Source organism: Pantoea sp. X-Soil-TKNS-1280 (genome assembly GCF_059730475.1).
In genome coordinates this window covers 986,321-1,008,761 of sequence record NZ_AP035962.1, presented here as the reverse complement: position 1 = coordinate 1,008,761, position 22,441 = coordinate 986,321, and the positions used below count along the sequence as shown (strand labels likewise).

Genomic DNA, 22,441 nt, shown 5'->3' with positions numbered 1-22,441 from the left:
CACGCGTGGCGGCGCGAGTTATCGCGCCGCTGCATGTTACATCCCGCCTGCAAGATGTCATTTCCGGTCAAATTTTTGTGACACACCTCTAAAAAATTAAAGTAAAAACATTAACATCCGATAACCATAGCGCTTGCGCGTGCCGGTCATGCTTGTCCCGCCGAAGTGAGTACACTTTTTTTCCTTAAAAAACATCAACCTGCTGCAGATGTCTCATCTGCTTTTCTATCTTGAAAACCATACATTTTGGCATCACGGGGAGAACCTATGTTGAGCTTTAAGAACCTGAAGGTCGGCGTCCGGCTGGGCATCGCCTTTGGCCTGGTGGTGGCGCTGCTGGTCGTGGTGGGGATTACCTCCATCACGAAAATCAGCAACATCAAAAATGGCATCACCTCCATTGTCGAAGATCGTTATGTCAAAGTGCGCCTGGGATTTGATGTGCGCGATGGCGTCAATGATCAGATCAAATACCTGCGTGGCATCGTTATCGATACCTCGCGCCCGGCGAACAACGAAAAACGCTTTAAACAACTGGCTGAAGCGACCGATCGTACCAATACGGCGATGAAAAAAATCGAAGCGATCCAGGTGACCGCCGTCGGGAAAAAGAAGATCGCCGGTCTGCTGGAAGCCAGTCACAAGTTTGAACAGCAGAAAAATGCGCTGCTGGATCTGGTGCGTGCAGGCAATCTCGAAGGTGCCAGCACCTATGTGCTGAAATCGATCACCGATACTCAGAATACCTATCTCGACAGTGCTAACGCGTTTGCCAATTCGCAGTCTGAACAGCTGCAAAAGGAAGGAATTACCATCATTGCCGATGGTTCAACTGCCATCATGGTGACGCTGGTGTTCTCCGCTATCGCCATTGTCGCCTCAATCATCCTCGGCTTTTTACTGACCCGTTCGATCGTACGTCCGCTGAATGAAGCGGTTGAGATTGCCGGTAAAGTCGCGGCGGGCGATCTCAGTACCCACATTGAAGTGAAAAGCAAAGATGAAACCGGCGTGCTGATGCGTGCGTTGCAAAGCATGAACGATAACCTGCTGACCATCGTTTCTGATGTGCGTGCCGGTTCTGACACCATTGCCGTGGCATCCAATCAGATCTCCAGTGGCAACCTTGACCTCTCCTCGCGTACCGAACAGCAGGCCAGTTCGCTGGAAGAAACCGCCTCGGCGATGGAGCAAATGACGTCAACGGTGAAACACAACGCCGAGAACGCACGTGAGGCTAACAAGCTGGTCGCCAACACCTCTGATGTGGCGAAAGAAGGTGGCGAGGTGATGGAGCAGGTGATTGAGAAGATGGAAGCCATTGCGCTGTCGTCGAAGAAAATTGTCGATATCATCAGCGTGATTGACTCCATTGCCTTCCAGACCAACATCCTGTCACTCAACGCCGCAGTGGAAGCAGCGCGTGCCGGTGAACAGGGACGTGGTTTTGCTGTGGTCGCCAGCGAAGTCCGCAATCTGGCACAGCGCTCGGCCTCCGCAGCAAAAGAGATCAAAGTGCTGATTGAAGATTCGGTGGCGAAAGTGGATGAAGGCAGCCGTCTGGTATCTCATGCCGGTTCAACCATCGGTGAAGTGGTCAACAGCGTGAAAAGCGTGGCGGATATCATGGGTGAAATTACCATTGCCAGCAACGAGCAGAGCAGCGGCATCAGCGAAATCAATCTGGCGATTACCCAGATGGAAGCGGTAACGCAGCAGAATGCCGCACTGGTGCAGGAAGCGTCGGCAGCCTCCCAGGCGCTGCAGGACCAGGCTGAACGTCTGGCGCAATCGATGAGTGTGTTTAAAACTGGCCGCACGTTAGAACTGAGCGCGGTGTAAGGCAATTTAACGGTGGCGAGAGTTCGCCACCGTCATAGCATTAATTCGCCAGTGAATAAAAAATGGATGAAATTGCCAGCACGCCGACAATCACCACAAATCCATTACTGATCTTCCCGCTGTACTGGCGCATTGCCGGCACTTTCTGAATGGCATACATCGGCATCAGGAACAGCAGCATGGCAATAATCGGCCCGCCCAGAGTCTCAATCATCCCCAGAATGCTCGGATTGAGCGTCGCCACCAGCCAGGTGGTCAGCAGCATAAACAGTGACGTCAAACGGTTCAGACGTTGCGGCGCGACACGCTTACCCCGACTGCGCAGCGATTTAATCACCAGCCCATTAAAACCTTCACGTGCGCCAAGGTAATGGCCGAGGAATGATTTAGTGATCGCGACCATCGCCACAATCGGTCCCAGCCAGGCGATCATTGGCACGTTAAAGTGATTGGCCAGGTAAGACAGAATGGTGATGTTTTGCGCTTTGGCCGCATCAAGATCCGCCGGTGACAGGCTGAGCACGCAGCTGAACACAAAGAACATCACCGTCAGCACCATCATCAGATGGGCGCAGGCCAGGATACGTGAACACTTCTGCTCGGCCCCTGCGCCATATTCTTCGCGCTTTGCCACCGCAAAAGAGGAGATGATCGGTGAATGGTTAAAGGAAAACACCATCACCGGAATCGCCAGCCACAGCGTCATCCAGATATTGCTGTCGCCGTTACTCTGGCTGAATGACAGACTTTGCAGCGCTGCGCCATGCCAGTGCGGCACCAGATAACACGCCAGCAGCATCAGAACCGCCACAAACGGGAACACCAGCACGCTCATCGCCTTGACGATCATCTGCTCGCCAAAACGCACCACGGTCATCATGCCAACAATCAAAATCAGTGCCAGCACGGCACGCGGGGGTGACACCAGGCCCAGTTGATGCACGATAAAGCTATCGACAGTGTTGGTAATCGCCACGCTGTACATCAGCAGGATGGGATAAATGGCAAAAAAGTAGAGCAGCGTGATGATCTTACCCGCGCCCACGCCAAAATGTTCTTCCACCACTTCAGTGATATTTTCGCCGGGATTTTTCCCGGAGAGCACAAACCGCGTCAGTGCACGGTGGGCATAAAACGTCATCGGAAAGGCGAGAATCGCCATGATAATCAGCGGAATCAAACCGCCTGCCCCGGCATTGATGGGCAGAAACAACACCCCTGCCCCAATCGCCGTACCGTACAAACCCAGCATCCACACGGTATCACTTTTTCGCCAGCCCTTTGCGGCTACCTCGACGGCACCCGCCGTGCCGGTTTGCGTGGTTTCCATCTGTCTCTCCAGAATGAATCTTGATCCAAAGCACAGCCGGTATCGGCTGCGAATTATGACGCGGTCGGCGCGACACCCTCATGCTAACCGTTTTTTGATGGCACGGATGGCACAAACGCGAAAATCGGTCACAAAAGTGTAATTAATGCTCATATCATCCATTTAATGGACAAAAAATGCACAAAACAAGCAAGCAACCGTTTGCCTGGGCGCTATTTGACCTGAGACATCAGGAGAGTGCAAGTAAGAACATCACTGCCGGAGTTAACACGAGCCTAAACGCTTAATGCATCGTGGCAGTGTGCTCTGGCACGATAAACTCAACTGTTTTGCTATCCAGCGGCTTATGCGTTGGGTCGGCAAGGATCAGGGTGACCTTATGCTTACCCGCAGGCAACCCGACCAGAATCACTGGTTCACCGCTGGTATCGGCCCAATGCCAGGGGTTGTTATCCACAATGATGTGGAGGTGACCGATGCGGGGCATCACTTTTAAGGCTTCAGGGCCAAAAACGGGTTCGATACGCAGGTTTTCTGCCCGATATTGAATAAACACCGCCCCCTTACGCAGGGGGCCGGCGAGAGGTGCATCAACAATCAGTCTTGCCGGTGGTTGAGGTTTCTCCAGCGGCGCAACCGCTGCTGGCCCCAGCACGTCGCCCGCGCTGAGTTCGCCGACATTAGCAGCCCATGCACAGGTGGCAGATGAGAATAAAATGGGTGAAATAAGGATCAGTTTACGCAACATAGTGGTTTCTCCAGTGAATCGTTCATGACGTCCTGTACAGAAGACCACGCGGATGTATCGAGCCTGTTTGCGTTATGGGGCGTGATGTATCGCGTTGTAACAACCGGACGCAGAGATACAGTGGGATGCAAAAAAGTGGCGGCGCAGCGTTTGTTATGTGTTCTGACGCTTCCTGTTTCAGCCGCCAGGGGAGACTTCAGCTAGGCGTAATAGGGCAGAAACACAACATTGCCATTAACCACAACCTGGAGATATCCACCAGGCTTGGTGGAATTAGCGGGGGTTCCTGTCGCAGAAGCCAAGGCCAGCAGGGAGCCTTGCGCTCCGACTCCAGCACTCCCGTTGTGCAGACTGAAGCGTGGCGTGGCATCATTCAGCCCGGGAGAGTCGGTCTGCGTACTACCGTCCGGCGTGAACAGCGAACAGGTACCCGCATCAAACCGGGTTGGGCCGGTGCCTTTAACGTTGATGACGTACTCACCCGTGTAAGCAGCAAATCGAACCCACAATGCGGTGAGATCTGTACTGTAGACGCTGGTGGGGTATTGCACCGCCGTCACACCACTTGCCCCCTCATGCCAGTACTGAACAATCTGCTGAGTCGCGCTGGTTCTCTGCAACTTGATGATGGTCTTGCCTGGGGTACGGTCCGCACCTGCAGGGCTATAGTTCCCGCTACCGATAGTGCTGTACCCGTTACGACAGATAATCTCTATCTCCCAGATTTGCCCTACCGTTGGGAATGAGAATGCCCCAATATTCAGCCAGAGGGGGGTTGCTGAGTTGTTAGTACCGCGCAGAACACCTGAAGTCCATTTAGTCTTCAGGGTGCCGAACAGTTCCACACCGTGGTTTTCAACCCTGATGTGTCCACGCTCATAGTTACTCAGCCATGATGTAATGCCAGAGCCATCCGGGTTTGTGCTGTAACTTGGCCAGCTGCCACCGTTCGGTGTGGTGTCGTAGTCAAGGGCGTTACCGGTCGGCACAGAGATCACGTTACCTTGTCCTTTACAGGCATACAGCACCGGGTTATGCACACATCCTTCAATACATACCATGTCCAGAATCCACTGACCGTTATTGATATCGAACGGTGTCGTACCCGGTCCGCTGAACCAGACGTTACGCATAATGGCCTGTTGACAGCGCGGCGCCCAGATAGCCGGGGCCAGGTTGGTCAGGAAGTTACAGTTACGGATTTCCAGAGAGGTGCTGTGATCCCATACGCCAGCGGGGTAATTCGACCACCCCACCTGCACCACCGGCCCAGCGGTGACAGATCCGTACACCTGCTCAACAATGCTGTCCAGCGTATCAAGCACATAGAACATGTAGGAGCCGGTATTCGTGGCGGAACAATTTTTCAGGTACATATAGCATCCCGCCACGCACTCATTCGACATAAAGCCCTGCTTATTCGAGGCGGTATCATTAAATACCCCCAGGGTTGCCCCCTTGAGCAGGTAGCTACTGGTGTCGTATGCGGTTTTCTGCTGACCGTCCCAGGCGATACCCTCGACAATCATCCGGCGGTGGTTCAGTTGAAACACGGTACTGGCTGAGCCATCACTGATAATCCGGGTGAATATCTGCTTACCGTAAGGGGTGCTCATACCCTGAATGCGGATGCCACCATGGGCGGTGTATCCTGAAGGATAATACTTCAGGTCAGCAGACCCCGAGGCTATGGCAGTACCGTACCCGCGCCAATCCAGAGGCTTGATAAAGAATGTTCCTGCCGGAAACTTAATGCCTGCCTGCTTGATGGTGCTGAGTCCTGCGACAGCTACCGCTGCGCCACTCAGCATAAATTCCAGCATCGCGGTACATGCGGGGCCTGCGTCTGTGACACCATCCGGGATGGCTCCAAATTCACAAACGGTCAGATCATTCAGATCGCACTCTCTGGTCCAGTACCAGCCAGTTCCAGCGGCAGTAAACCCGCCGTCATCCTTGGCTGTGCTGAGGTGCCCCCTAAACCAGCCAGCACCCCAGCCAATTTTGGTGTGGCCACTAATCCAGACACGCTCCCCTTCAAACGCGGGTTGACGTGCTCTGAGCGATGCGAAGGTGCTGACTCCGGCGAGATTTGTCCGGGAAATCGTGGTGGCTTCCTGTACGGTAAGCCCATCAGTATTACCAATTTTTAACATTTTCAATCCTTACTCAGTTGAATTTGAGACACGCGCAAACCCCGCCACGGCAGGAGCCGTGAGGTTAATGGGTTCGGGTTATTTAGCGGGGGATCAGCGCGAGAGGGGTCAGACGAGATGCGTTTTGTGGGAGGATTTTGCCATCGTTTGGCTCCTCCTTATACGGTCGCGGCGACCAACGTACCCGCCCCTTTGACCCACGCGATGGCACCATTCGCCAGGGTGACACCGTCAGCGGGTATACGCAGACACGGAGCATTATCAGAGGGAGCCGAGTCGCCAATATAAAGGTAAGCGGTGCTTTGATCGATCAGCTGCGCGGTGACGATACCTGTGCCAGTGGCGAGCTGAGTCCAGTTGCTGGTTAGGGCAATAGAGATCGTTTGCATGGTTGGATCCTTAAAATTGATTCAGGTGAATTGACGGGACGTGTTGACATCAGGGGGTTTACAACGGGGTTATTCCAGCACCGCTTTATTTAGCGTGACTGGTGCCGGTAATAGGAGTCGAACCTACGACCTTCGCATTACGAATGCGCTGCTCTACCAACTGAGCTATACCGGCGTTGGGGCGGGAACTACGGTGAAATAAGTTAGGAAAAACCGGCAGATGAGTCAAGGACCAGCAAAGGTGCGACTGCTTTTCCCGCATTACCGGCCAAAACTGCTTATACCGTAAACAAAATGTCGTGACGCGATTTATCGTACCCCTTTCAAAACCTGTGCGATAAAACGCACCCTCCCCCTGAAAACCGAGTCGTGTTTTACTATTGCAACCTCACCAGACTGCGCTGGCAAACTCGCATCCAGTTCAGCAAATAAATGACTTTCAATCATCTTAGCCTCCTCAGGCATACGTTAAGGATTCAGGACTGATTTGAATGGATTTCCTCCTGTTGTTCTTTCAGCAGATTTTTCTGGCGGACGAACTGGGCCATTACCCCCATCGCCACCATAAATGCACCTATCAGACCGAGGTAGTTGTGCGGGAGCACCGCTTTGACATCTTCAGGCAGCGTGTTCCATGCCGTCAGGGCGGAAGAAGGAAAAGATTGCACCCAGGCACTGAGGATCGAACCGAGTGAAGCTAACCACACTGACCAGGTTTTAAACAACAGGCGAGCATGAGAAACGAATTGCAGCGTAGTAAAACGCTGGAGTAACAGCAGAATGATGACCACGGTCAGTACCGCGACCAGGAACATTAGCCATTTCATAGCAGCCCCCGGTAAATATCGTAAGTACCGCTGCGCATGACCTCAGCATGGCGACGTGCCCGCCCTGGCGTCTGGCTCGCCCACAAGCTATTGAGCATGGCATCAGCGGCAGCATCAAAGTCATTCTGGGTGATGGCCGTGAGCATATTTCTGAACAACGCCAGACCCTCAACCCCAAGCTGATATGCCATGCTGTAGAGCACGTCACAACGCGCTTCATTGCACTGGGATAATGCCTGCTGCAATGCTGCCCGGCTATGCATCTGCTGGGCCTTGCCTTCAACAATCAATTGCTTCCAGGTATCGCCCACCAGGCGCGGAACCAAAAAGATATAGTTGCTCAGAGTGGCCCCTTTTGGACCGATGCGAATCCCCCCGGCCACCGTCGGGAACCCCTGACTATCGAGATAAGGCGTTTCCCGATAGCCCTCTTCAAAATTCAAAATGGCAATAATCTGGCTCATAACATCCTCCTCGTTGATTTGGCGCGGCGTAAAACATAAAACCTGCTGATCAATCAGCCGTAAAAACACCGCAGCACATCTGCACTTCGCACAAGCGCCGTTAATTAATGAGAAAAACGAAGTGTTCCGCTTAAATCTGGAGAAAACCGCTGACTGAGAGTTAGCGCACGGCGTAGAGATGAACATGGGGCAGGCCGCAGTGATCAAACACGACGGGTTTGCAGCGAAGAAACAAAGGTGCGATGACGGCCCGATCAACCCTGGAAAGATGCTGACGCTGGCAAATGCGTTCTGCATTGCGCAGTGTTAACGCCATCGGTTCCAGGCCAAACGCGTTATCAATGCAGCACTTCAGACGACTGAGAGACTGACGGCGTCGGTGTCGACGCGTGCGCGCATTTCCGGGAAATACAGATTTGCCATACTGGATAATCGCCATAACTCCTCCTGTGAATGAGTCTTTGGCGATGGGGGGGCCGCATGGGAGAGTAACAACGGAGATCAACCGGTAACGCTGCAACATGCGTATCCACCCCATCCCAAAATCCACTGACTTTGGATGGTATGCATCGCGCTTGTGCAGCGCCTCGATTGTTTAAGAGCGGGCTATTCCTCAGCCATGATGACGTCCTTGCATGCTCAAATTATTAACTTATTCTTATGCTTTATCAAACACCAGTAGTTAATTTTTTATTTACCATCAGTTAAATTTCTGATTTCAGCCAGAATATTTTTAACCACTAAGACTAACCTGGAAATTGATAATTGCGTGATTGGCTCATGACAACCCGGGCAATCACCTGGAGACGAGCGGCCTCTTCCAGAGTCAGATACCAGGTTTCATAGCGTTTGTTGTCTGAGATAACCGCGACCCGGTGATGCTGTAATTGCAGGCGTTTCAGATAAAACTGCTCATCCAGTGTAAACAGATAAATACCGTCGCCATCGAAACGCTGTACGCTGATATCGACAAATAGCTGGTCACGCGGCGCAAACGTGCCCGCCATCGAGTCACTGTTTATGGCGATCAGACGGATATGCTCTGCCGATCGCCCGTTGAATAACAGGCGTGCTTCGTCAGGGCTATATTCGATCGCCTGAAGGGTTTCCAACAGTTGGTCACGAGCCGCAATGCCATGCGCGCTGTGCTGTCCGATATCGAGACTCTCAACCCGAAATACGGGCCGCTGTGGGTTAAAAGGATACTGAGTCACCCTTGCTGCCGGTTTTTCCATACCATACTGTAACCATTCCACGCGCACATCCAGCAGTTGACTCAGCGCCAGCAGGTTGCTGTCATCTGGAATGGATTGGGCGTTGAACCATTTCCAGACGCCCGGCGCTGAGATTTTGCATCCTCTTGCCTGCAAGGCTTTCGCAATCTGTTGGTTCCGCCCGTGTCCAGCAATCCCCGCGCTATCGCATGCAGCAACCAGCCTGGCAGTAAAATCCTGTTTTGCACTGTCTTTTTTAACCATCAGTTAATAATCTGCCATCAGGTAGAGACGAAGTAGGGTTTTTATCTTTGCTACCAGTTCATTTTATATTACCGCTAGTTTACTACCTAACCGCTTTTATCAATCAAACTGAATGATCATTATTCCCTTACTGACGTCACAAATCAGCAATGAATGGCAGAAAGTCAAAATGCGCAGGAAAAGTCAGGATCCAAAGTAAAAAAAAAAGCACCCTTTCAGGATGCTTGTTTTACTCTGATTAAACATCAACCGCGTGGCGTATCGTTGCCCCAGCCAATCCATTTGTAGGTGGTTAAAGCTTCGAGGCCCATTGGCCCACGCGCATGAAGTTTTTGCGTACTGACAGCGACCTCGGCACCCAGGCCAAACTGACCGCCATCGGTGAAGCGCGTGCTGGCATTAACGTAAACCGCCGACGAATCGACCTGATTCACAAAACGGTTAGCATTGCCGATGCTGCGTGTCAGGATGCCATCCGAATGCTGAGTGCCATGAAGCCGAATATGGTCAATCGCCTCATCAATGCTATCCACCAGCTTGATATTCAGATCGTTCGACAGCCATTCATCGTCATATTCGGCAGCCTTAACCGCCACCACGCTGGCCGGACCGTTCTGCACCAGTGCGATGATGTTCTCATCAGCATGCAATGCAATGTTTTCCTGCGCCATACGTTGCAGGAAAGCAGGCAGGAAGCGCTCGGTCTGATCACGATGGATCAGCAGCGTTTCCAGTGAGTTACAGGCACTCGGGCGTTGCTTTTTCGCGTTGACGATCACCGTCAGCGCTGCCTCAGTATCCATGGTTTCATCAAGATACAGATGACACACCCCGATGCCACCGGTGATCACCGGGATGGTCGAGTTTTCACGGCAGAGCTTATGCAACCCGGCACCACCGCGCGGGATCAGCATATCGACATAGCGATCCAGCTTGAGCAGCTGATTAACCAGTTCACGATCCGGGTTCTCAATTGCCTGGACGGCACCCGCCGGTAAACCGTGTTGCACCAGCGCGTTCTGAATCACTCGCACCGTCGCCGCGTTAGTACGATAAGTTTCTTTACCGCCGCGCAGAATCGCTGCGTTACCGGTTTTCAGGCACAACGAGGCAACATCCACCGTGACGTTAGGACGTGCTTCATAAATCACTCCCACCACGCCTAAGGGTACCCGGCGGCGCTCAATACGCAGGCCGCTGTCAAGCAGCCCGCCATCAATCAGTTGTCCGACCGGATCGGCCAGACGGCACACCTGACGGACATCATCAGCAATGCCTTTCAGGCGCTGTGAGTTGAGCGTCAGACGATCCAGCAGCGCGGCACTCATGCCGTTCTGGCGCGCATCAGCCAGATCCTGCTCATTCGCCGCAAGGATGTCGGCGCTTTCCGCTTCCAGCCGATCGGCGATAGTCAGCAGCACCTGATTTTTTTCTGCGGTGGAGAGTTCCGCCAGTTTGTACGACGCCGCACGCGCCGCTTTCCCCATTTCTTCTAACATCAATCGCTCCTTAGCTGACGATCATATCGTCACGGTGCACGGCTACCGGGCCATATTCGTAACCGAGGATCTCGCTGATCTGCTGGCTGTGATGTCCGGCGATCATGCGCATCGCATCGCTGTTATAACGTGTTACGCCATGGGCAATATCGCGTCCTTCAAGGCTGCGAATACGGATCACTTCCCCACGCGAGAAGTTGCCCTGCACCTCACGGATGCCTTTTGGCAGTAACGAGCTGCCGCGTTCAAGAATCGCGGTCAGCGCGCCGTCATCCACGGTAATTTCACCGGCCGGTGGCGCACCAAAGATCCAGCGCTTACGGTTTTCCAGTGGCGTTTGTTGCGCGTGGAAGCGGGTGCCAACCGGTTTCCCGTCGATCACCTCGCCAATCACGTTGCTGCGGCTGCCGGCGGCGATAATCACATCAATACCTGCACGACAGGCAACATCTGCCGCCTGGAGTTTGGTCGCCATACCACCGGTACCCAGACCCGAGACGCTACCCCCGGCCAGCGTGCGCAGCGCATCGTCAATCTGGTGCACATCACTAATCAATTCCGCTTCCGGGTTATTGCGCGGATCGGCCGTGAACAGCCCCTGTTGATCGGTCAGCAGCAGCAGCTTGTCAGCACCCGCCAGCATGGCGGCCAGCGCCGACAAATTATCATTATCGCCAACTTTAATTTCGGCGGTGGCAACGGCATCGTTTTCGTTGATAACCGGCACGATATGGTTATCGAGCAACGCGCGCAGCGTGTCGCGTGCGTAGAGGAAACGCTCACGGTCTTCCATATCAGCACGCGTCAGCAGCATCTGCCCGATATGAATGCCGTAAATCGAAAACAGCTGTTCCCACAGTTGGATCAGACGGCTTTGCCCCACCGCAGCCAGCAGCTGCTTTGAGGCGATGGTAGGTGGCAGTTCAGGGTAACCCAGGTGTTCGCGCCCGGCCGCCATCGCGCCCGAGGTGACGATAACAATACGATGTCCCGCCGCGTGCTGCTGCGCACACTGACGAACCAACTCCACCATATGCGCCCGATTCAACCGACGTGAACCGCCGGTAAGAACGCTGGTACCCAACTTGACCACAAGGGTCTGACTGCCACTCATGTTTTTCCTGCCATATAAGAAAAAAGTTCTGCGAAGGGACGTTTTATCAGGAGTGAGCAAGGAAGCCAACAGCCGCCGGGGGAAAAGCACAAAAATCCCCGGACAATGCGGTAGACCAAAAGTTCGCGATTAACAAGAAATCAGAAAAACTGTCATAAAACTTTCATCGCTAACCGGTAAAAAGTCCCCGTGTTTTATTACAAGCTCTTTCACGAGCACAACAAATTTTACTCATTGGGATTGATAGCAAAATGATGAAAAGCAAACTGGCATTAGTCGTATCCGCGCTGGCTCTGGCTTCAACCGCGCATGCCGCTGAAGTCTACAACAAAGACGGTAACAAACTGGACTTCTACGGCAAAGTTAAAGCCGAGAACTACATGAGCGATAACGCAAGCTCAAACGGTGACAAATCCTATGTTCGTATCGGCTTCAAAGGTCAGACAAAGATCAACGACCTGATGACCGGTTACGGCCAGTGGGAATATCAGTACAACGTCAACAACTCTGAAGGTTCAGACGCTAACACCGGCAACAAAACCCGTCTGGGCTTTGCCGGTCTGAAATTCAGCCAGTACGGTTCATTCGACTACGGTCGTAACTACGGCGTGCTGTATGACGTGGAAGGTCTGACTGACGTATTCCCGGAATTCGGCGGCGACGGTACTGCGCGTGCGGATAACTTCATGACTCAGCGTGCTACCGGTGTAGCCACTTACCGTAACAACAACTTCTTTGGCCTGGTTGATGGTCTGCGCTTCGCGCTGCAATACCAGGGCAAAAACGATTCCACCAGCGCCAACGCCCGTGGTAGCGCCACCGATACTTCTCGTCAGAATGGCGACGGTTACGGTGCATCACTGGGCTATAGCTTTGGTGATACTGGCATCAGCGCGATCAGTGCCATCACTTCTTCTGACCGTACCAATCAGCAGGAAGCCCGTACCTACGGTAAAGGCCAGAAAGCTGAATCCTGGGGTGCTGGTCTGAAATATGACGCCAACAGCGTGTATTTGGCGGCTATCTACACCGAAACCCGCAACATGACCCCAATCAGCGGGACTTATCAGGGTGCGTCAGTTTCTGGTGCAGCGAACAAAGCACAGAACATCGAATTGGTTGCACAGTATCAGTTTGATTTCGGCCTGCGTCCGTCACTGGGTTACGTACAGACCAAAGGCAAAGATATCGAAAACGGTATCGGCGATGCCGACCTGGTGAAATACATCGACGTGGGTGCGACTTACTACTTCAACAAAAACATGTCTGTGATGGTGGATTACAAGATCAACCAGCTGTCTGACGACAACAAACTGGCACTCAACAGCGACGACGTCGTTGCTGTGGGTATGACTTACCAGTTCTGATTTAGCTTTACCCTCAATGTGTCTGAAACCAGGGGCAGGCTCATCACCTGCCCTTTTTTATCGCCGTCAGGCGCTTAATTTTACCGGCTGCTCATCAAATCCGGCAGCAGGTTTGAGATCCAGCTTCAGTTCATGAAGTGTGGCTTTAAGACGCTCGTGGAAGTTGCGCAGCGTCTCTTCTACTCTGGCGTTATTGTCTTTGCCCTTGATCGCTGAGGCACTCCAGTTCCCCGCTTTATCAAACATACCAAACGTGTATTGGTAGGTGAAGTGATCTTCCTGCGCTTCCAGTTCCATCCACCAGCCCCAGAACTCACGGCTTTCCGGTGCCGGTTTCACATTGATGCACACGGCCAGGCAATCGAAAAAGAAGCGTGTTTCTGCGCATTTCCCTTCGCGGATATAGGGCCCCAGCTCAGTAAAACGCTTAAGCAGGCGACTACGGGGGTGACCACTCGGTAACGACATGCTAATTCTCCCTTAACTGGTTAACAGACCTTTTAACGATCGCTACTTAGTCTTTTAACTGCTTTGCCAGCCAGTCGCAAATCTGATTTAGCGCTTTGTCGAAACTGCTGAAAACCGGCGCTGCCGGAATCAACAGGGCTTTACCCTGCGCCGAGGAGTTGACAATCATCCGCGCATCCTCTTCGGGGCTAAACAGATCGTTGTTCCAGTACGCCGCCAGCATCGGTATCGGCGTACGGCGTCCCAGCAGGCCCTGCACTTTCAGGGAGTAACGATTGAGTTCCGTGCGCAGATTGCTGTCCGGGGTGGACGACATGCCAAGGCGGCTTGCCAGCATATCCATATACATATCCGGCAGCTGGTCCTGACGCTGTTCATCGACAAACACGCCGTGCACCATCGCTCCCAGCGTCGCCACAGCACGCAGGCGCGGCACTTCCAGATAGGCCAGCCGCGTCGCCACATTGGCCCCGAAACGATAACCAAACAACCCCACGCGGGTGTGATCAATCCATGGCACGTTACTTAGCTCACGCAGTACCTGTTGATGCAGCTGGCTGGTGTCCTGGTTCAGCGTCCATTTACTGCTCAGGCCGACCGATGGCATATCCAGCGTCAGCATCGCGATGCCGCGCGGTGCAAGGTAATCGTGGAACAGGCGATAATGGTCAATCTGCAACGAATCCAGGCCACCGCATAACATCACCGTCGGATACGGTGCCTGCGCCTGCGCCGGCATGTGCAGGAAGCCCGTCACCGGACTGCCGCCACTGATAGGAAAGGTCAGGGTTTTCAGTTCGCCAGCCAGCCGCTGGGTGGCTTCTTCATAGGCATGATTGGCGAGCACCTGAGCCTGATCGGCCAGTTCATCGCCTTTAATATAGGGATAAGCCGCAAGGCTGTAGAGGTTTGCTGCATGCAGCCAGTGCTGACCCGCCAGATCATGGTTTTCGCATTGCATCGCTTCCTGCTGCCACATCCCTGCCTGCTTCGTCCACTCGAAGTTCCAGTTACCGCTACGGTAGCCAATCACCGTATCCAACAGGGCATCGCTGGTATGTTCAAGATTGCAGATGGCGATACGCGCCAGCACTTCGCTGATTTCCTGCGGAGACAGGCCACGCCACGTCCACAACAGCTTATTCAGCATGCGATACCAGCAATGCTGAGTATCCCCCTCCAGCGCGTTATGCACCTGGATGGGCTGATGGTGCTCACGTCGCACCAGAGAGGAGGTTTCAGGGTGTTTGAAACGCGGTTTAAACAGCTCTTCGCTGAGATTTTTGCTGGACATCGTAAACTCTCTTCTGCGGCAGTCACGGCGAGGATCAGTTTACTGCACACTGCGGTGCTGTGCGATATCCAGAAAGCACAACGCCCGGCGAAACCGGGCGTTGTTTGCGTTGCATCAATCAGCTTTTAACGATGGGGGGAATGTAGACCACGCCCATGTCCCACGGCTGTTCAATCCAGGTGTTCTGCGGAATATCGACAATGTAGTCGTCCACCAGAGCACGGCCAGCAGGCTTAGCAAAAATGGTGACAAAACGTGCTTTGGGGTACATATCACGGATCGCCTGCGCGGTGCCGCCGGTATCCACCAGGTCGTCAATGACCACAAATCCTTCACCATCGCCCTCGGCACGCTTCAGCACGGTCATTTCACGCTGGTGATCGTGATCGTAGCTGGAGATGCACACAGTATCGACATAGCGAATACCCAGTTCACGCGCCAGCAGCGATGCCGGAACCAGACCACCACGGCTGACCGCGATGATACCTTTCCACTGTTCCACAGGAAGCAGGCGCTGGGCCAGTTTACGGGCATGGATCTGTAGCATGTCCCAGGTGACGACGTATTTTTCGCTCATAAAAGGAGTCCCGGCCAATTAGAAGTTGGCTTAAAAAATGTGCAAGGGGGAAAAGGTTGCGCGAGATTATAAGGATCTGTCGCGTTAAAAACCAGCATCTGACGCATCGGTTGCGGCTTTTTAGCGCGGCTGATTACGCACCCTGTCAGAAACAGTGGTATTCTCAGCCCCATCACGTCAGATGAGCTGACGGCGATCTTTCACTGGAACCCCGCGTGCGAGCGGCTCGTCCGCCACGCTGACACAGGAGACGCGTTGTGTCTGAATTGTCGCAACTTTCACCCCAGCCACTGTGGGATATTTTCGCCAAAATCTGCTCCATTCCACACCCGTCTTACCATGAAGAAGCCCTGGCCGAATACATTGTCGGCTGGGCCAAAGAGCAGGGACTTTGGGTGGAACGCGATCAGGTCGGAAATATCCTGATTCGTAAACCCGCTACCAAAGGCATGGAAAAACGCACTCCGGTCGCGCTGCAGGCTCACCTCGACATGGTGCCGCAGAAGAACAATGACACCGTACATGACTTCACCAAAGACCCGATTCAGCCGTATGTGGATGGCGAATGGGTGAAAGCACGGGGTACCACGCTGGGTGCCGATAACGGTATCGGTATGGCATCGGCGCTGGCGGTGCTGGCAGACAACAGCCTGACACACGGCCCGATTGAAGTGCTGCTGACCATGACGGAAGAATCCGGTATGGATGGTGCCTTTGGTTTACAGCCAAACTGGCTGCAGGCCGATATTCTGATCAACACCGACTCAGAAGAAGAAGGTGAGATCTATATGGGTTGCGCTGGTGGTATCGATTTTATCACCACCCTGCCCCTGACGCGTGAAGCGGTGCCTGCCGGTTATGAATCCCTGCGTCTGACGCTGAAAGGACTGAAAGGCGGTCACTCTGGTGCGGATATCCACCTCGGCCTGGGCAACGCCAACAAGCTGCTGGCACGCTTCCTGGCGGCACATGCGCGCGATCTGGATGTGCGTTTGATCGAATTCACTGGCGGTACGCTGCGTAACGCTATCCCGCGTGAAGCTTTCGCCACCCTGGCTATCGACAGCCACAAAGTGGATGCCCTGAAATCGGCTGCGGCACATTTCCAGGCCACGCTGCAAAACGAGCTGGGTATTAAAGAGAAAAACATCACGCTGCTGAGCGAACCGCTGGCGCATCAGGGCCAGGCGCTGACCACTGACTGCCGCGATCGTTTCCTTAACCTGCTCAACACCACCCCGAATGGCGTGATCCGCAATTCAGACGTGGCCAAAGGCGTGGTGGAAACCTCGCTCAACGTCGGCGTCGTGACCATGAATCAGGATAATGCCGAGATCATCTGCCTGATTCGTTCGCTGATCGACACCGGTAAAGATTACGTGGTGGAAGTGCTGACCTCACTGGGTGAGCTGGCCGGAGCCAAAACCGCGCCAAAAGGCGGCTACCCGGGCTGGCAGCCGGATGCGGATTCGCCGATCATGGCGCTGACGCGTAAGACCTACGAAGCGCTGTTTGGCAAAACGCCAAACATCCAGGTGATCCACGCCGGTCTGGAATGTGGCCTGTTCAAGAAACCTTATCCTGACATGGATATGGTTTCCATCGGCCCAACCATCACCGGCCCGCACTCGCCGGATGAGCAGGTACATGTCGCCAGCGTTGGCCTTTACTGGCAACTGCTGACCTCCCTGCTTAACGTGGTGCCGGAAAAAGCGTAACGCTTTCGTTAAATAACTGACCAGGCTTCGGCCTGGTTTTTTTATGCCCGTTAACAAACCAGCATAATATGCTGACATTTTCCAACCTGACTTCCCTCTTTCACTACCCTTCCCGACACCTGCCAGTTTTAGACGCCGTTACGCCCAGATGTCTGGATGGCTAATAAGATTTTGTGCTAGCTTATGCGCTTTCGTTCGTTGCCGATCCTGGATGTTCAGGAAAAAATGCGCCCAATTCTCTCTATTAAAGGCCCAGTCCATGAGTGCGATTAACCGCCTGGAGATGCGTAATATCTCCATCGCTTTTGGCGGTTTTGCCGCGCTGACCGAGGTAGACTTTGTCACCCACGGCGGCTCGGTGCATGCACTGACCGGAGCCAACGGTGCCGGAAAATCGACGCTGATGGCGGTGCTTTCTGGTGCCCACAGCCATTATCACGGCGAGATTCTGCTTGATGACGTGCCCGTCACCATTCGCTCCCCGCGCGATGCCAAAAAGCTGGGCATCCACCTGGTACAGCAGGAGGTAGACGTCGCCCTGGTACCGCAGCTCAGCGTGGCAGAAAACATCCTGCTCGATCAGTTGGCCGAACCCGGTCACGGCTATCGCTGGGGCGAGATCCGTCGTCAGGCGCGTGCGCTGCTGGATCAGCTGGAAGTGAACATTGATGTCAAACGTCTGGTGGAGCGTTGCTCACTGGCGGAAAAGCAGCAGATTTTGCTGGCCCGCGCCCTCTCCCATCACTGCCGTTTCCTGATTCTGGATGAACCGACCGCGCCGCTGGACCAGCATGAAAGCGAGCGTCTGTTTAGCGTGGTGCGTCGTTTACAGGGCAATGGCATCGGCGTGGTGTTTATTTCCCACCGCATTCACGAACTGAAAGCGATTTGCGACCAGCTGACCGTGCTGCGCGATGGACGCCTGATCGAAACCGCCCCGATGGCGGCACTGAGCGGCGAACAGATCGTGGAGAAGATGCTCGGCCACCAGCTGACCGATGTTTATCCGCCGCGCCGTGAACGTCAGCAACAGCCAGTACTACTGGCGGTGGAAGGCCTGCATGATGACCAGCTGCTCCAGGATATTTCGCTGCACCTGCATAAAGGTGAAATCCTCGGTATCGCCGGATTAGCCGGAGCCGGTAAAACCGAGCTGTGCAAAGCGCTGTTTGGTGCCAGCAAAAGCCGCGTCAGCCACGGCGAATTGCATGGCAAACCGTGGCGTCCGCGCTCACCGCACGACTCGGTGGAAAACCGCATGGCGCTGGTACCGGAAGAACGCCGTAAAGAAGGCATCTTTATCGATGAATCGGTGACGATGAACCTCAGCGTCAGCGCCGATAGCAGTTTTTCGCGCTGGAGCCTGTTCGGCCATCGTCAGGCGTGGCGCTGGGCAGAAGAGGTGATTAACCGCCTCAACGTGCGCACCACCGGACCGGCGCAAACGCTGCGCCGTCTGTCGGGCGGGAATCAGCAGAAAGTGGCGATCGGTAAATGGCTGCGTAATAACGCCGATGTGCTGATTTTTGATGAACCGACCAAAGGGGTCGATATCAAGGCCAAAACCGATTTGTTCAGCCTGATCGACGGATTAGCGCGGGAAGGCAAAGGCATCATCTATGCCTCGGGTGAGTTTTCCGAACTGGTAGGCCTGTGTGACCGAATTTGTGTGCTCTGGGACGGGCGCATTGTGGCAGAAATGGAAGGACGTGAGGCCACAGAAGAGACGCTTTTGCTTTATTCCACCGGAGGAACCCCTGCGTGAGCAGCAAAGATATAATCCTGAACCCGCAGCCTTCTCTGCGCCATCAACTGTTTGATTTTCTCTATAAATGGGGCATGTTGCTGACGGTGGTGATCCTGATCGCCGCATTTGGCCTCGCCTCAGACAGCTTCCTTGAGCCTACCAACATCATCAACATTCTGCGCTCCATCGCGATTGTCACAGTCATTGCGATTGGCGTGTCGATTTCGCTGACCATTGGCGGCTTTGACCTGTCTGTCGGCTCTACCGCCTCGCTGGCAAATGCGCTGGTGATTTCGCTGTTCGTCTGGTACGGCTTCAATTCCACCGAAGCCATCGTTATCACCCTGCTGCTGTGTACCCTGGTCGGGCTGTTTAACAGCTTCCTGATTGTGATTCTGCGCATCCCTGACATGCTGGCGACCCTCGCGACGCTGTTTGTGGTCCAGGGCGTGGCGATGACCTACAGCTTTGGCGGCTCCATTACCGAAAATATGGTAATGCCGAACGGGGATATGGCGGAAGGTACCATTCCGGCCGGTTTTAACCTGCTCGGCCAGGTCCCCACCATCGTTATCATTATGCTGGTGGTGACCGTGGTAGCACAGCTGGCGCTGTCGCTCACCAAACATGGCCGTCGGATGTATGCCCTCGGCGGCAATCCGGAAGCTGCTCGTCTCTCCGGCATCCGTACTAACCGTTATCGCGTGCTGGCTTATGTCATCTCTTCACTGCTGGCAGGGGTCGGCGGCATTCTGCTGGCTTCGCGTATTGGTTCCTCCCAGGTGAATGCCGGTGGCGGGTACCTGATGGATGCGGTGGCGGCGGCCTGGATCGGCTTCTCGCTGGCCGGTTCCGGCAAACCGAATGCACTCGGAACCCTGGTCGGCGCGATCATCCTTGGCGTGCTGCAAAACGGACTGGTGATGCTTTCCGTGCCCTACTACGCCATGGACATTATTAAAGGCCTGGTGCTGGCTCTGGCCCTGGCGATTACCTATATTCAGCGCCGCTAAGGCGCTTCCCTGAAGAAAGAGAACAACATGAAAAAAATCACCCTTTCACTGCTGGCCGTAGGCCTGCTGAATGTCAGCGCCGCCTTTGCCGACACCGTCGTACCGGTGCCTGCCGCCATCGCTAATCACCAGGGACCGGTGCGTATCGCCATTATCCGTAACCTCGGTTCTGACGATAACACCACCCAGTTTGTTGCCGGTGCCATCCAGCAGGGACGTAAGCTGGGCTTCAAAGTCAGCACCTTCCTGAGCAACGGCGATGACGCACGTTTCCAGGACTTCGTCAGCCAGGCGATCAGTCAGAAATATGACGGCATTATTCTGTCGCATGGCAAAGAACCCTACTCCACCGCGCTGGTAAAACGCATTGCTGATGCTGGTATTAAGGTGTCGGTGTTTGATACCCCGGTTGATACGCCGGTGAACGGCGTGACGGTCACCGCCCAGAATGACGCCTCACTGGCGCAGGAATCCCTGGGTCAGTTGATCAAAGACTTTAACGGCAAGGCAAACATCGTCAAATTGTGGGTCGCAGGCTTCCCGGCGATGGATCGTCGTCAGGTGGTGTATGAAAAACTGATGAAGGAAAATCCGGGCATCCATCAGCTGGAGTCAATCGGTGCGGTCTCTTCTGACGTGCAGGGCGACACTGCGAACAAGATTGGCGCGATTCTGGCGAAGTACCCGAAAGGCAAGATTGATGCGATCTGGGGTTCCTGGGATGCCTTCAGCCAGGGTGCCTACAAAGCGTTGCAGGAGAATGGCCGTACTGAGATCAAGCTGTACAGCATTGACGTCTCCAACCAGGATCTGCAGCTGATGCACGAGAAGAACAGCCCGTGGGTGCAGACTGTGGCAGTCGATCCGAAAACCATTGGCGCAGTGAATATGCGTCTGGTGGCGAATAAGATTGCCGGTGAAAGCACCCCCGCGAGCTACGAGTTTAAGGCTTCCTCGATTACTCAGCAGCAGTTGAACAGCGAGCAGGGTGCGGTAAACGTGGCATCGCTGAGCAAAATTATCCCAGGCTGGGGTGAGAACCACGATTTCGTTGCACCGTGGTTTGCCACCCTGGAAGCGAAGTACGGCAACAAATAATGGCTGGAGCGGCGCGGTTTATCGCGCCGCTACGACAATCCCAATAATAACTGCCTCTCCAGCTGTGGATTCACCAGCGTCACATGTAACCCCACCAGCCGGACACCACGCCCGGCACGGCGTTCGTCCCAGGTTTTGCGCGCCACCGCAATCATGTCCTCTTTATTCAGCACCGGCCAGATATGCTCCTGGGTCGTCAGCTGGAAATCATTGAACTTCAGCTTTACTCCCTGACGAGCGATTAACTTGTCCGGGCGAATCTGCGTCAAGCGGCGATCCAGCTCCTCGTAGAGATAATCAATGATTTCAAGACATTGCTCCCAGTTGTGAATATCTTCCATCAGGGTACGCTCAACGCCGAGTGATTTACGTTCCCGCTCCACCACTACGCCGCGCTCGTCAATGCCATGGCTGCGTTCCCATAACACCCGGCCAAATTTGCCAAAGCGTTTGAGCAGCTGTGCCAGATCCGCCTGCTGCACATCGCCGCAGGTACGTAGTCCCATCTCTTCCAGTTTTTTCGCCGATACCTTACCAACGCCGGGAATTTTACTCAGCGACAACGTCAGCAGAAAATCGGGCATCGCCTGCGGCGTGATCACGAACTGGCCATTCGGCTTGTTCAGGTCGGAGGCAATTTTGGCGAGAAACTTGATTGGCGCGATGCCTGCCGAAGCGGTCAGCTGGGTTTCACGCAGAATATCGGCGCGAATCGCCTGTGCCATCAGCGTAGCTGACCCCTGGCAATGCGGGCTATCAGTGACATCAAGGTAAGCTTCATCCAGCGACAGGGGCTCAATCCGCGAGGTGTAGCGCAAAAAGATCTCACGGATCTGCCGGGAGGCTTCTTTATAGGCTTCGAAGCGACCGAGCAGCAGACGCAGGTGGGGGCAGAGTCTCAGCGCCGTGGCGGTGGGCATCGCGCTGCGCACGCCATACTCCCGCGCCGGATAGTTAGCGGTGCTGATCACGCCACGTTGCACCCGGCTGCCACCGATGGCGATCGGGATATCACGCAAAGAGGGATCGTCGCGCATTTCAACCGCCGCGAAAAAGCAGTCCATATCGACATGAATGATCTTACGCATACCCCCTCCGAATACTGGATAAGTATACAGCATTACAAACTCTCGGCAATATTTGTCGGGGCACGCATGAAAGTTTACAAATTTATGGCCGTAATCCCTGTGGTAAATGGCTATTTTCTCAGACACTGGCTTGATTAAACGCCAGACAATGTTAATGTTGCGCAGCGGTAGCGGATATTTCCGATAATGCAATAAGAGACGTCATGCGTCAGAGTTCCTCTTTA

At 54.1% G+C, this 22,441-nt stretch carries 21 protein-coding genes and 1 tRNA gene; 6 read left to right on the top strand and 16 right to left on the bottom strand.

Annotation, left to right across the window (positions count from 1 at the left end; genetic code table 11):
- The first annotated feature begins 267 nt into the window (after positions 1-267).
- Entirely contained in the window at positions 268-1,842 is a 1,575-nt protein-coding gene (locus AC6I8X_RS04575; protein ID WP_497840644.1) for a methyl-accepting chemotaxis protein, read from the top strand.
- A gap of 40 nt (positions 1,843-1,882) precedes the next feature.
- On the opposite strand, the gene AC6I8X_RS04570 is transcribed toward AC6I8X_RS04575, so the two are convergent.
- From AC6I8X_RS04570 to proB, 12 genes are all read right to left on the bottom strand, one after another.
- Complete coding sequence (locus AC6I8X_RS04570) at positions 1,883-3,172, bottom strand: HAAAP family serine/threonine permease (protein ID WP_313682604.1); 1,290 nt, start codon at positions 3,170-3,172, stop codon at positions 1,883-1,885.
- A 283-nt stretch (positions 3,173-3,455) separates the two neighbouring features.
- Positions 3,456-3,920 (bottom strand): DUF6130 family protein, encoded by a 465-nt coding sequence (locus AC6I8X_RS04565; protein ID WP_497840643.1) that lies wholly within the window; start codon positions 3,918-3,920, stop codon positions 3,456-3,458.
- 200 nt (positions 3,921-4,120) lie between these two features.
- A complete protein-coding gene (locus AC6I8X_RS04560) occupies positions 4,121-6,076 on the bottom strand; it encodes a putative phage tail protein (protein ID WP_497840642.1) in 1,956 nt (651 codons plus the stop codon).
- A 158-nt stretch (positions 6,077-6,234) separates the two neighbouring features.
- On the bottom strand, positions 6,235-6,465 hold the full coding sequence (locus tag AC6I8X_RS04555) for a hypothetical protein (RefSeq protein WP_313682598.1): 231 nt from the start codon (positions 6,463-6,465) through the stop codon (positions 6,235-6,237).
- 99 nt (positions 6,466-6,564) lie between these two features.
- A tRNA-Thr gene (locus tag AC6I8X_RS04550) sits at positions 6,565-6,640 on the bottom strand.
- A gap of 134 nt (positions 6,641-6,774) precedes the next feature.
- Complete coding sequence (locus AC6I8X_RS04545; protein ID WP_497840641.1) at positions 6,775-6,912, bottom strand: hypothetical protein; 138 nt, start codon at positions 6,910-6,912, stop codon at positions 6,775-6,777.
- Positions 6,913-6,941: 29 nt separating this feature from the next.
- Positions 6,942-7,292: a DUF7940 domain-containing protein gene (locus AC6I8X_RS04540; RefSeq protein ID WP_299457158.1), complete on the bottom strand. Its 351-nt coding sequence runs from the start codon at positions 7,290-7,292 to the stop codon at positions 6,942-6,944.
- The gene (locus AC6I8X_RS04535) at positions 7,289-7,756 is read right to left on the bottom strand and encodes a glycoside hydrolase family protein (protein ID WP_299457160.1); all 468 of its coding nucleotides are present in this window, start codon (positions 7,754-7,756) and stop codon (positions 7,289-7,291) included. The genes AC6I8X_RS04540 and AC6I8X_RS04535 overlap by 4 nt, the downstream gene beginning before the upstream one ends.
- A 160-nt stretch (positions 7,757-7,916) precedes the next feature.
- Positions 7,917-8,195 carry a transcriptional antitermination N peptide gene (locus tag AC6I8X_RS04530; RefSeq protein WP_497840640.1) on the bottom strand — a complete coding sequence of 93 codons (279 nt, stop codon included), beginning with the start codon at positions 8,193-8,195 and terminating at the stop codon, positions 7,917-7,919.
- Positions 8,196-8,502: 307 nt separating this feature from the next.
- Complete coding sequence (locus AC6I8X_RS04525; RefSeq protein ID WP_497840639.1) at positions 8,503-9,234, bottom strand: S24 family peptidase; 732 nt, start codon at positions 9,232-9,234, stop codon at positions 8,503-8,505.
- Between the two features lie 245 nt (positions 9,235-9,479).
- The gene (proA, locus tag AC6I8X_RS04520) at positions 9,480-10,733 is read right to left on the bottom strand and encodes a glutamate-5-semialdehyde dehydrogenase (protein WP_497840638.1); all 1,254 of its coding nucleotides are present in this window, start codon (positions 10,731-10,733) and stop codon (positions 9,480-9,482) included.
- A 10-nt stretch (positions 10,734-10,743) separates the two neighbouring features.
- Positions 10,744-11,847, bottom strand: coding sequence for a glutamate 5-kinase (gene proB / locus AC6I8X_RS04515; RefSeq protein WP_332666519.1), 1,104 nt, complete (start codon positions 11,845-11,847; stop codon positions 10,744-10,746).
- Between the two features lie 251 nt (positions 11,848-12,098).
- On the opposite strand from proB, the gene AC6I8X_RS04510 reads away from it, so the two are divergent.
- Positions 12,099-13,214, top strand: a complete 1,116-nt coding sequence (locus tag AC6I8X_RS04510; RefSeq protein WP_299457171.1) for a porin — start codon at positions 12,099-12,101, stop codon at positions 13,212-13,214.
- Between the two features lie 66 nt (positions 13,215-13,280).
- On the opposite strand, the gene crl is transcribed toward AC6I8X_RS04510, so the two are convergent.
- The 3 genes from crl to gpt all read right to left on the bottom strand — a co-directional run bounded on the left by crl (position 13,281) and on the right by gpt (position 15,553).
- Positions 13,281-13,682 (bottom strand): sigma factor-binding protein Crl, encoded by a 402-nt coding sequence (gene crl, locus AC6I8X_RS04505; protein WP_084872982.1) that lies wholly within the window; start codon positions 13,680-13,682, stop codon positions 13,281-13,283.
- Between the two features lie 46 nt (positions 13,683-13,728).
- Complete coding sequence (gene frsA / locus AC6I8X_RS04500; protein ID WP_313682577.1) at positions 13,729-14,976, bottom strand: esterase FrsA; 1,248 nt, start codon at positions 14,974-14,976, stop codon at positions 13,729-13,731.
- A gap of 118 nt (positions 14,977-15,094) precedes the next feature.
- On the bottom strand, positions 15,095-15,553 hold the full coding sequence (gene gpt, locus AC6I8X_RS04495; protein WP_021186168.1) for a xanthine phosphoribosyltransferase: 459 nt from the start codon (positions 15,551-15,553) through the stop codon (positions 15,095-15,097).
- Positions 15,554-15,810: 257 nt separating this feature from the next.
- On the opposite strand from gpt, the gene pepD reads away from it, so the two are divergent.
- From pepD to AC6I8X_RS04475, 4 genes are all read left to right on the top strand, one after another.
- Positions 15,811-17,271 carry a beta-Ala-His dipeptidase gene (pepD, locus tag AC6I8X_RS04490; RefSeq protein ID WP_313682574.1) on the top strand — a complete coding sequence of 487 codons (1,461 nt, stop codon included), beginning with the start codon at positions 15,811-15,813 and terminating at the stop codon, positions 17,269-17,271.
- Between the two features lie 259 nt (positions 17,272-17,530).
- Positions 17,531-19,036, top strand: coding sequence for a sugar ABC transporter ATP-binding protein (locus tag AC6I8X_RS04485; protein WP_497840637.1), 1,506 nt, complete (start codon positions 17,531-17,533; stop codon positions 19,034-19,036).
- The gene (locus tag AC6I8X_RS04480) at positions 19,033-20,031 is read left to right on the top strand and encodes an ABC transporter permease (protein WP_299457186.1); all 999 of its coding nucleotides are present in this window, start codon (positions 19,033-19,035) and stop codon (positions 20,029-20,031) included. Before AC6I8X_RS04485 ends, AC6I8X_RS04480 begins: the two co-directional genes overlap by 4 nt.
- 27 nt (positions 20,032-20,058) lie before the next feature.
- Positions 20,059-21,129: a sugar ABC transporter substrate-binding protein gene (locus AC6I8X_RS04475; RefSeq protein ID WP_299457189.1), complete on the top strand. Its 1,071-nt coding sequence runs from the start codon at positions 20,059-20,061 to the stop codon at positions 21,127-21,129.
- 29 nt (positions 21,130-21,158) lie between these two features.
- Here AC6I8X_RS04475 and dinB read toward each other — a convergent pair whose 3' ends face one another.
- Complete coding sequence (gene dinB, locus AC6I8X_RS04470) at positions 21,159-22,217, bottom strand: DNA polymerase IV (RefSeq protein ID WP_497840636.1); 1,059 nt, start codon at positions 22,215-22,217, stop codon at positions 21,159-21,161.
- Between the last annotated feature and the right edge of the window lie 224 nt (positions 22,218-22,441).

Bases quoted from the DNA above. Each gene is read 5' to 3' on its own strand.
- AC6I8X_RS04575 (WP_497840644.1), top strand. From the start codon at position 268: ATGTTGAGCTTTAAGAACCTGAAGGTCGGCGTCCGGCTGGGCATCGCC.
- AC6I8X_RS04570 (WP_313682604.1), bottom strand. From the start codon at position 3,172: ATGGAAACCACGCAAACCGGCACGGCGGGTGCCGTCGAGGTAGCCGCA.
- AC6I8X_RS04565 (WP_497840643.1), bottom strand. From the start codon at position 3,920: ATGTTGCGTAAACTGATCCTTATTTCACCCATTTTATTCTCATCTGCC.
- AC6I8X_RS04560 (WP_497840642.1), bottom strand. From the start codon at position 6,076: ATGTTAAAAATTGGTAATACTGATGGGCTTACCGTACAGGAAGCCACC.
- AC6I8X_RS04555 (WP_313682598.1), bottom strand. From the start codon at position 6,465: ATGCAAACGATCTCTATTGCCCTAACCAGCAACTGGACTCAGCTCGCC.
- AC6I8X_RS04545 (WP_497840641.1), bottom strand. From the start codon at position 6,912: ATGATTGAAAGTCATTTATTTGCTGAACTGGATGCGAGTTTGCCAGCG.
- AC6I8X_RS04540 (WP_299457158.1), bottom strand. From the start codon at position 7,292: ATGAAATGGCTAATGTTCCTGGTCGCGGTACTGACCGTGGTCATCATT.
- AC6I8X_RS04535 (WP_299457160.1), bottom strand. From the start codon at position 7,756: ATGAGCCAGATTATTGCCATTTTGAATTTTGAAGAGGGCTATCGGGAA.
- AC6I8X_RS04530 (WP_497840640.1), bottom strand. From the start codon at position 8,195: ATGGCGATTATCCAGTATGGCAAATCTGTATTTCCCGGAAATGCGCGC.
- AC6I8X_RS04525 (WP_497840639.1), bottom strand. From the start codon at position 9,234: ATGGTTAAAAAAGACAGTGCAAAACAGGATTTTACTGCCAGGCTGGTT.
- proA (WP_497840638.1), bottom strand. From the start codon at position 10,733: ATGTTAGAAGAAATGGGGAAAGCGGCGCGTGCGGCGTCGTACAAACTG.
- proB (WP_332666519.1), bottom strand. From the start codon at position 11,847: ATGAGTGGCAGTCAGACCCTTGTGGTCAAGTTGGGTACCAGCGTTCTT.
- AC6I8X_RS04510 (WP_299457171.1), top strand. From the start codon at position 12,099: ATGATGAAAAGCAAACTGGCATTAGTCGTATCCGCGCTGGCTCTGGCT.
- crl (WP_084872982.1), bottom strand. From the start codon at position 13,682: ATGTCGTTACCGAGTGGTCACCCCCGTAGTCGCCTGCTTAAGCGTTTT.
- frsA (WP_313682577.1), bottom strand. From the start codon at position 14,976: ATGTCCAGCAAAAATCTCAGCGAAGAGCTGTTTAAACCGCGTTTCAAA.
- gpt (WP_021186168.1), bottom strand. From the start codon at position 15,553: ATGAGCGAAAAATACGTCGTCACCTGGGACATGCTACAGATCCATGCC.
- AC6I8X_RS04485 (WP_497840637.1), top strand. From the start codon at position 17,531: ATGAGTGCGATTAACCGCCTGGAGATGCGTAATATCTCCATCGCTTTT.
- AC6I8X_RS04475 (WP_299457189.1), top strand. From the start codon at position 20,059: ATGAAAAAAATCACCCTTTCACTGCTGGCCGTAGGCCTGCTGAATGTC.
- dinB (WP_497840636.1), bottom strand. From the start codon at position 22,217: ATGCGTAAGATCATTCATGTCGATATGGACTGCTTTTTCGCGGCGGTT.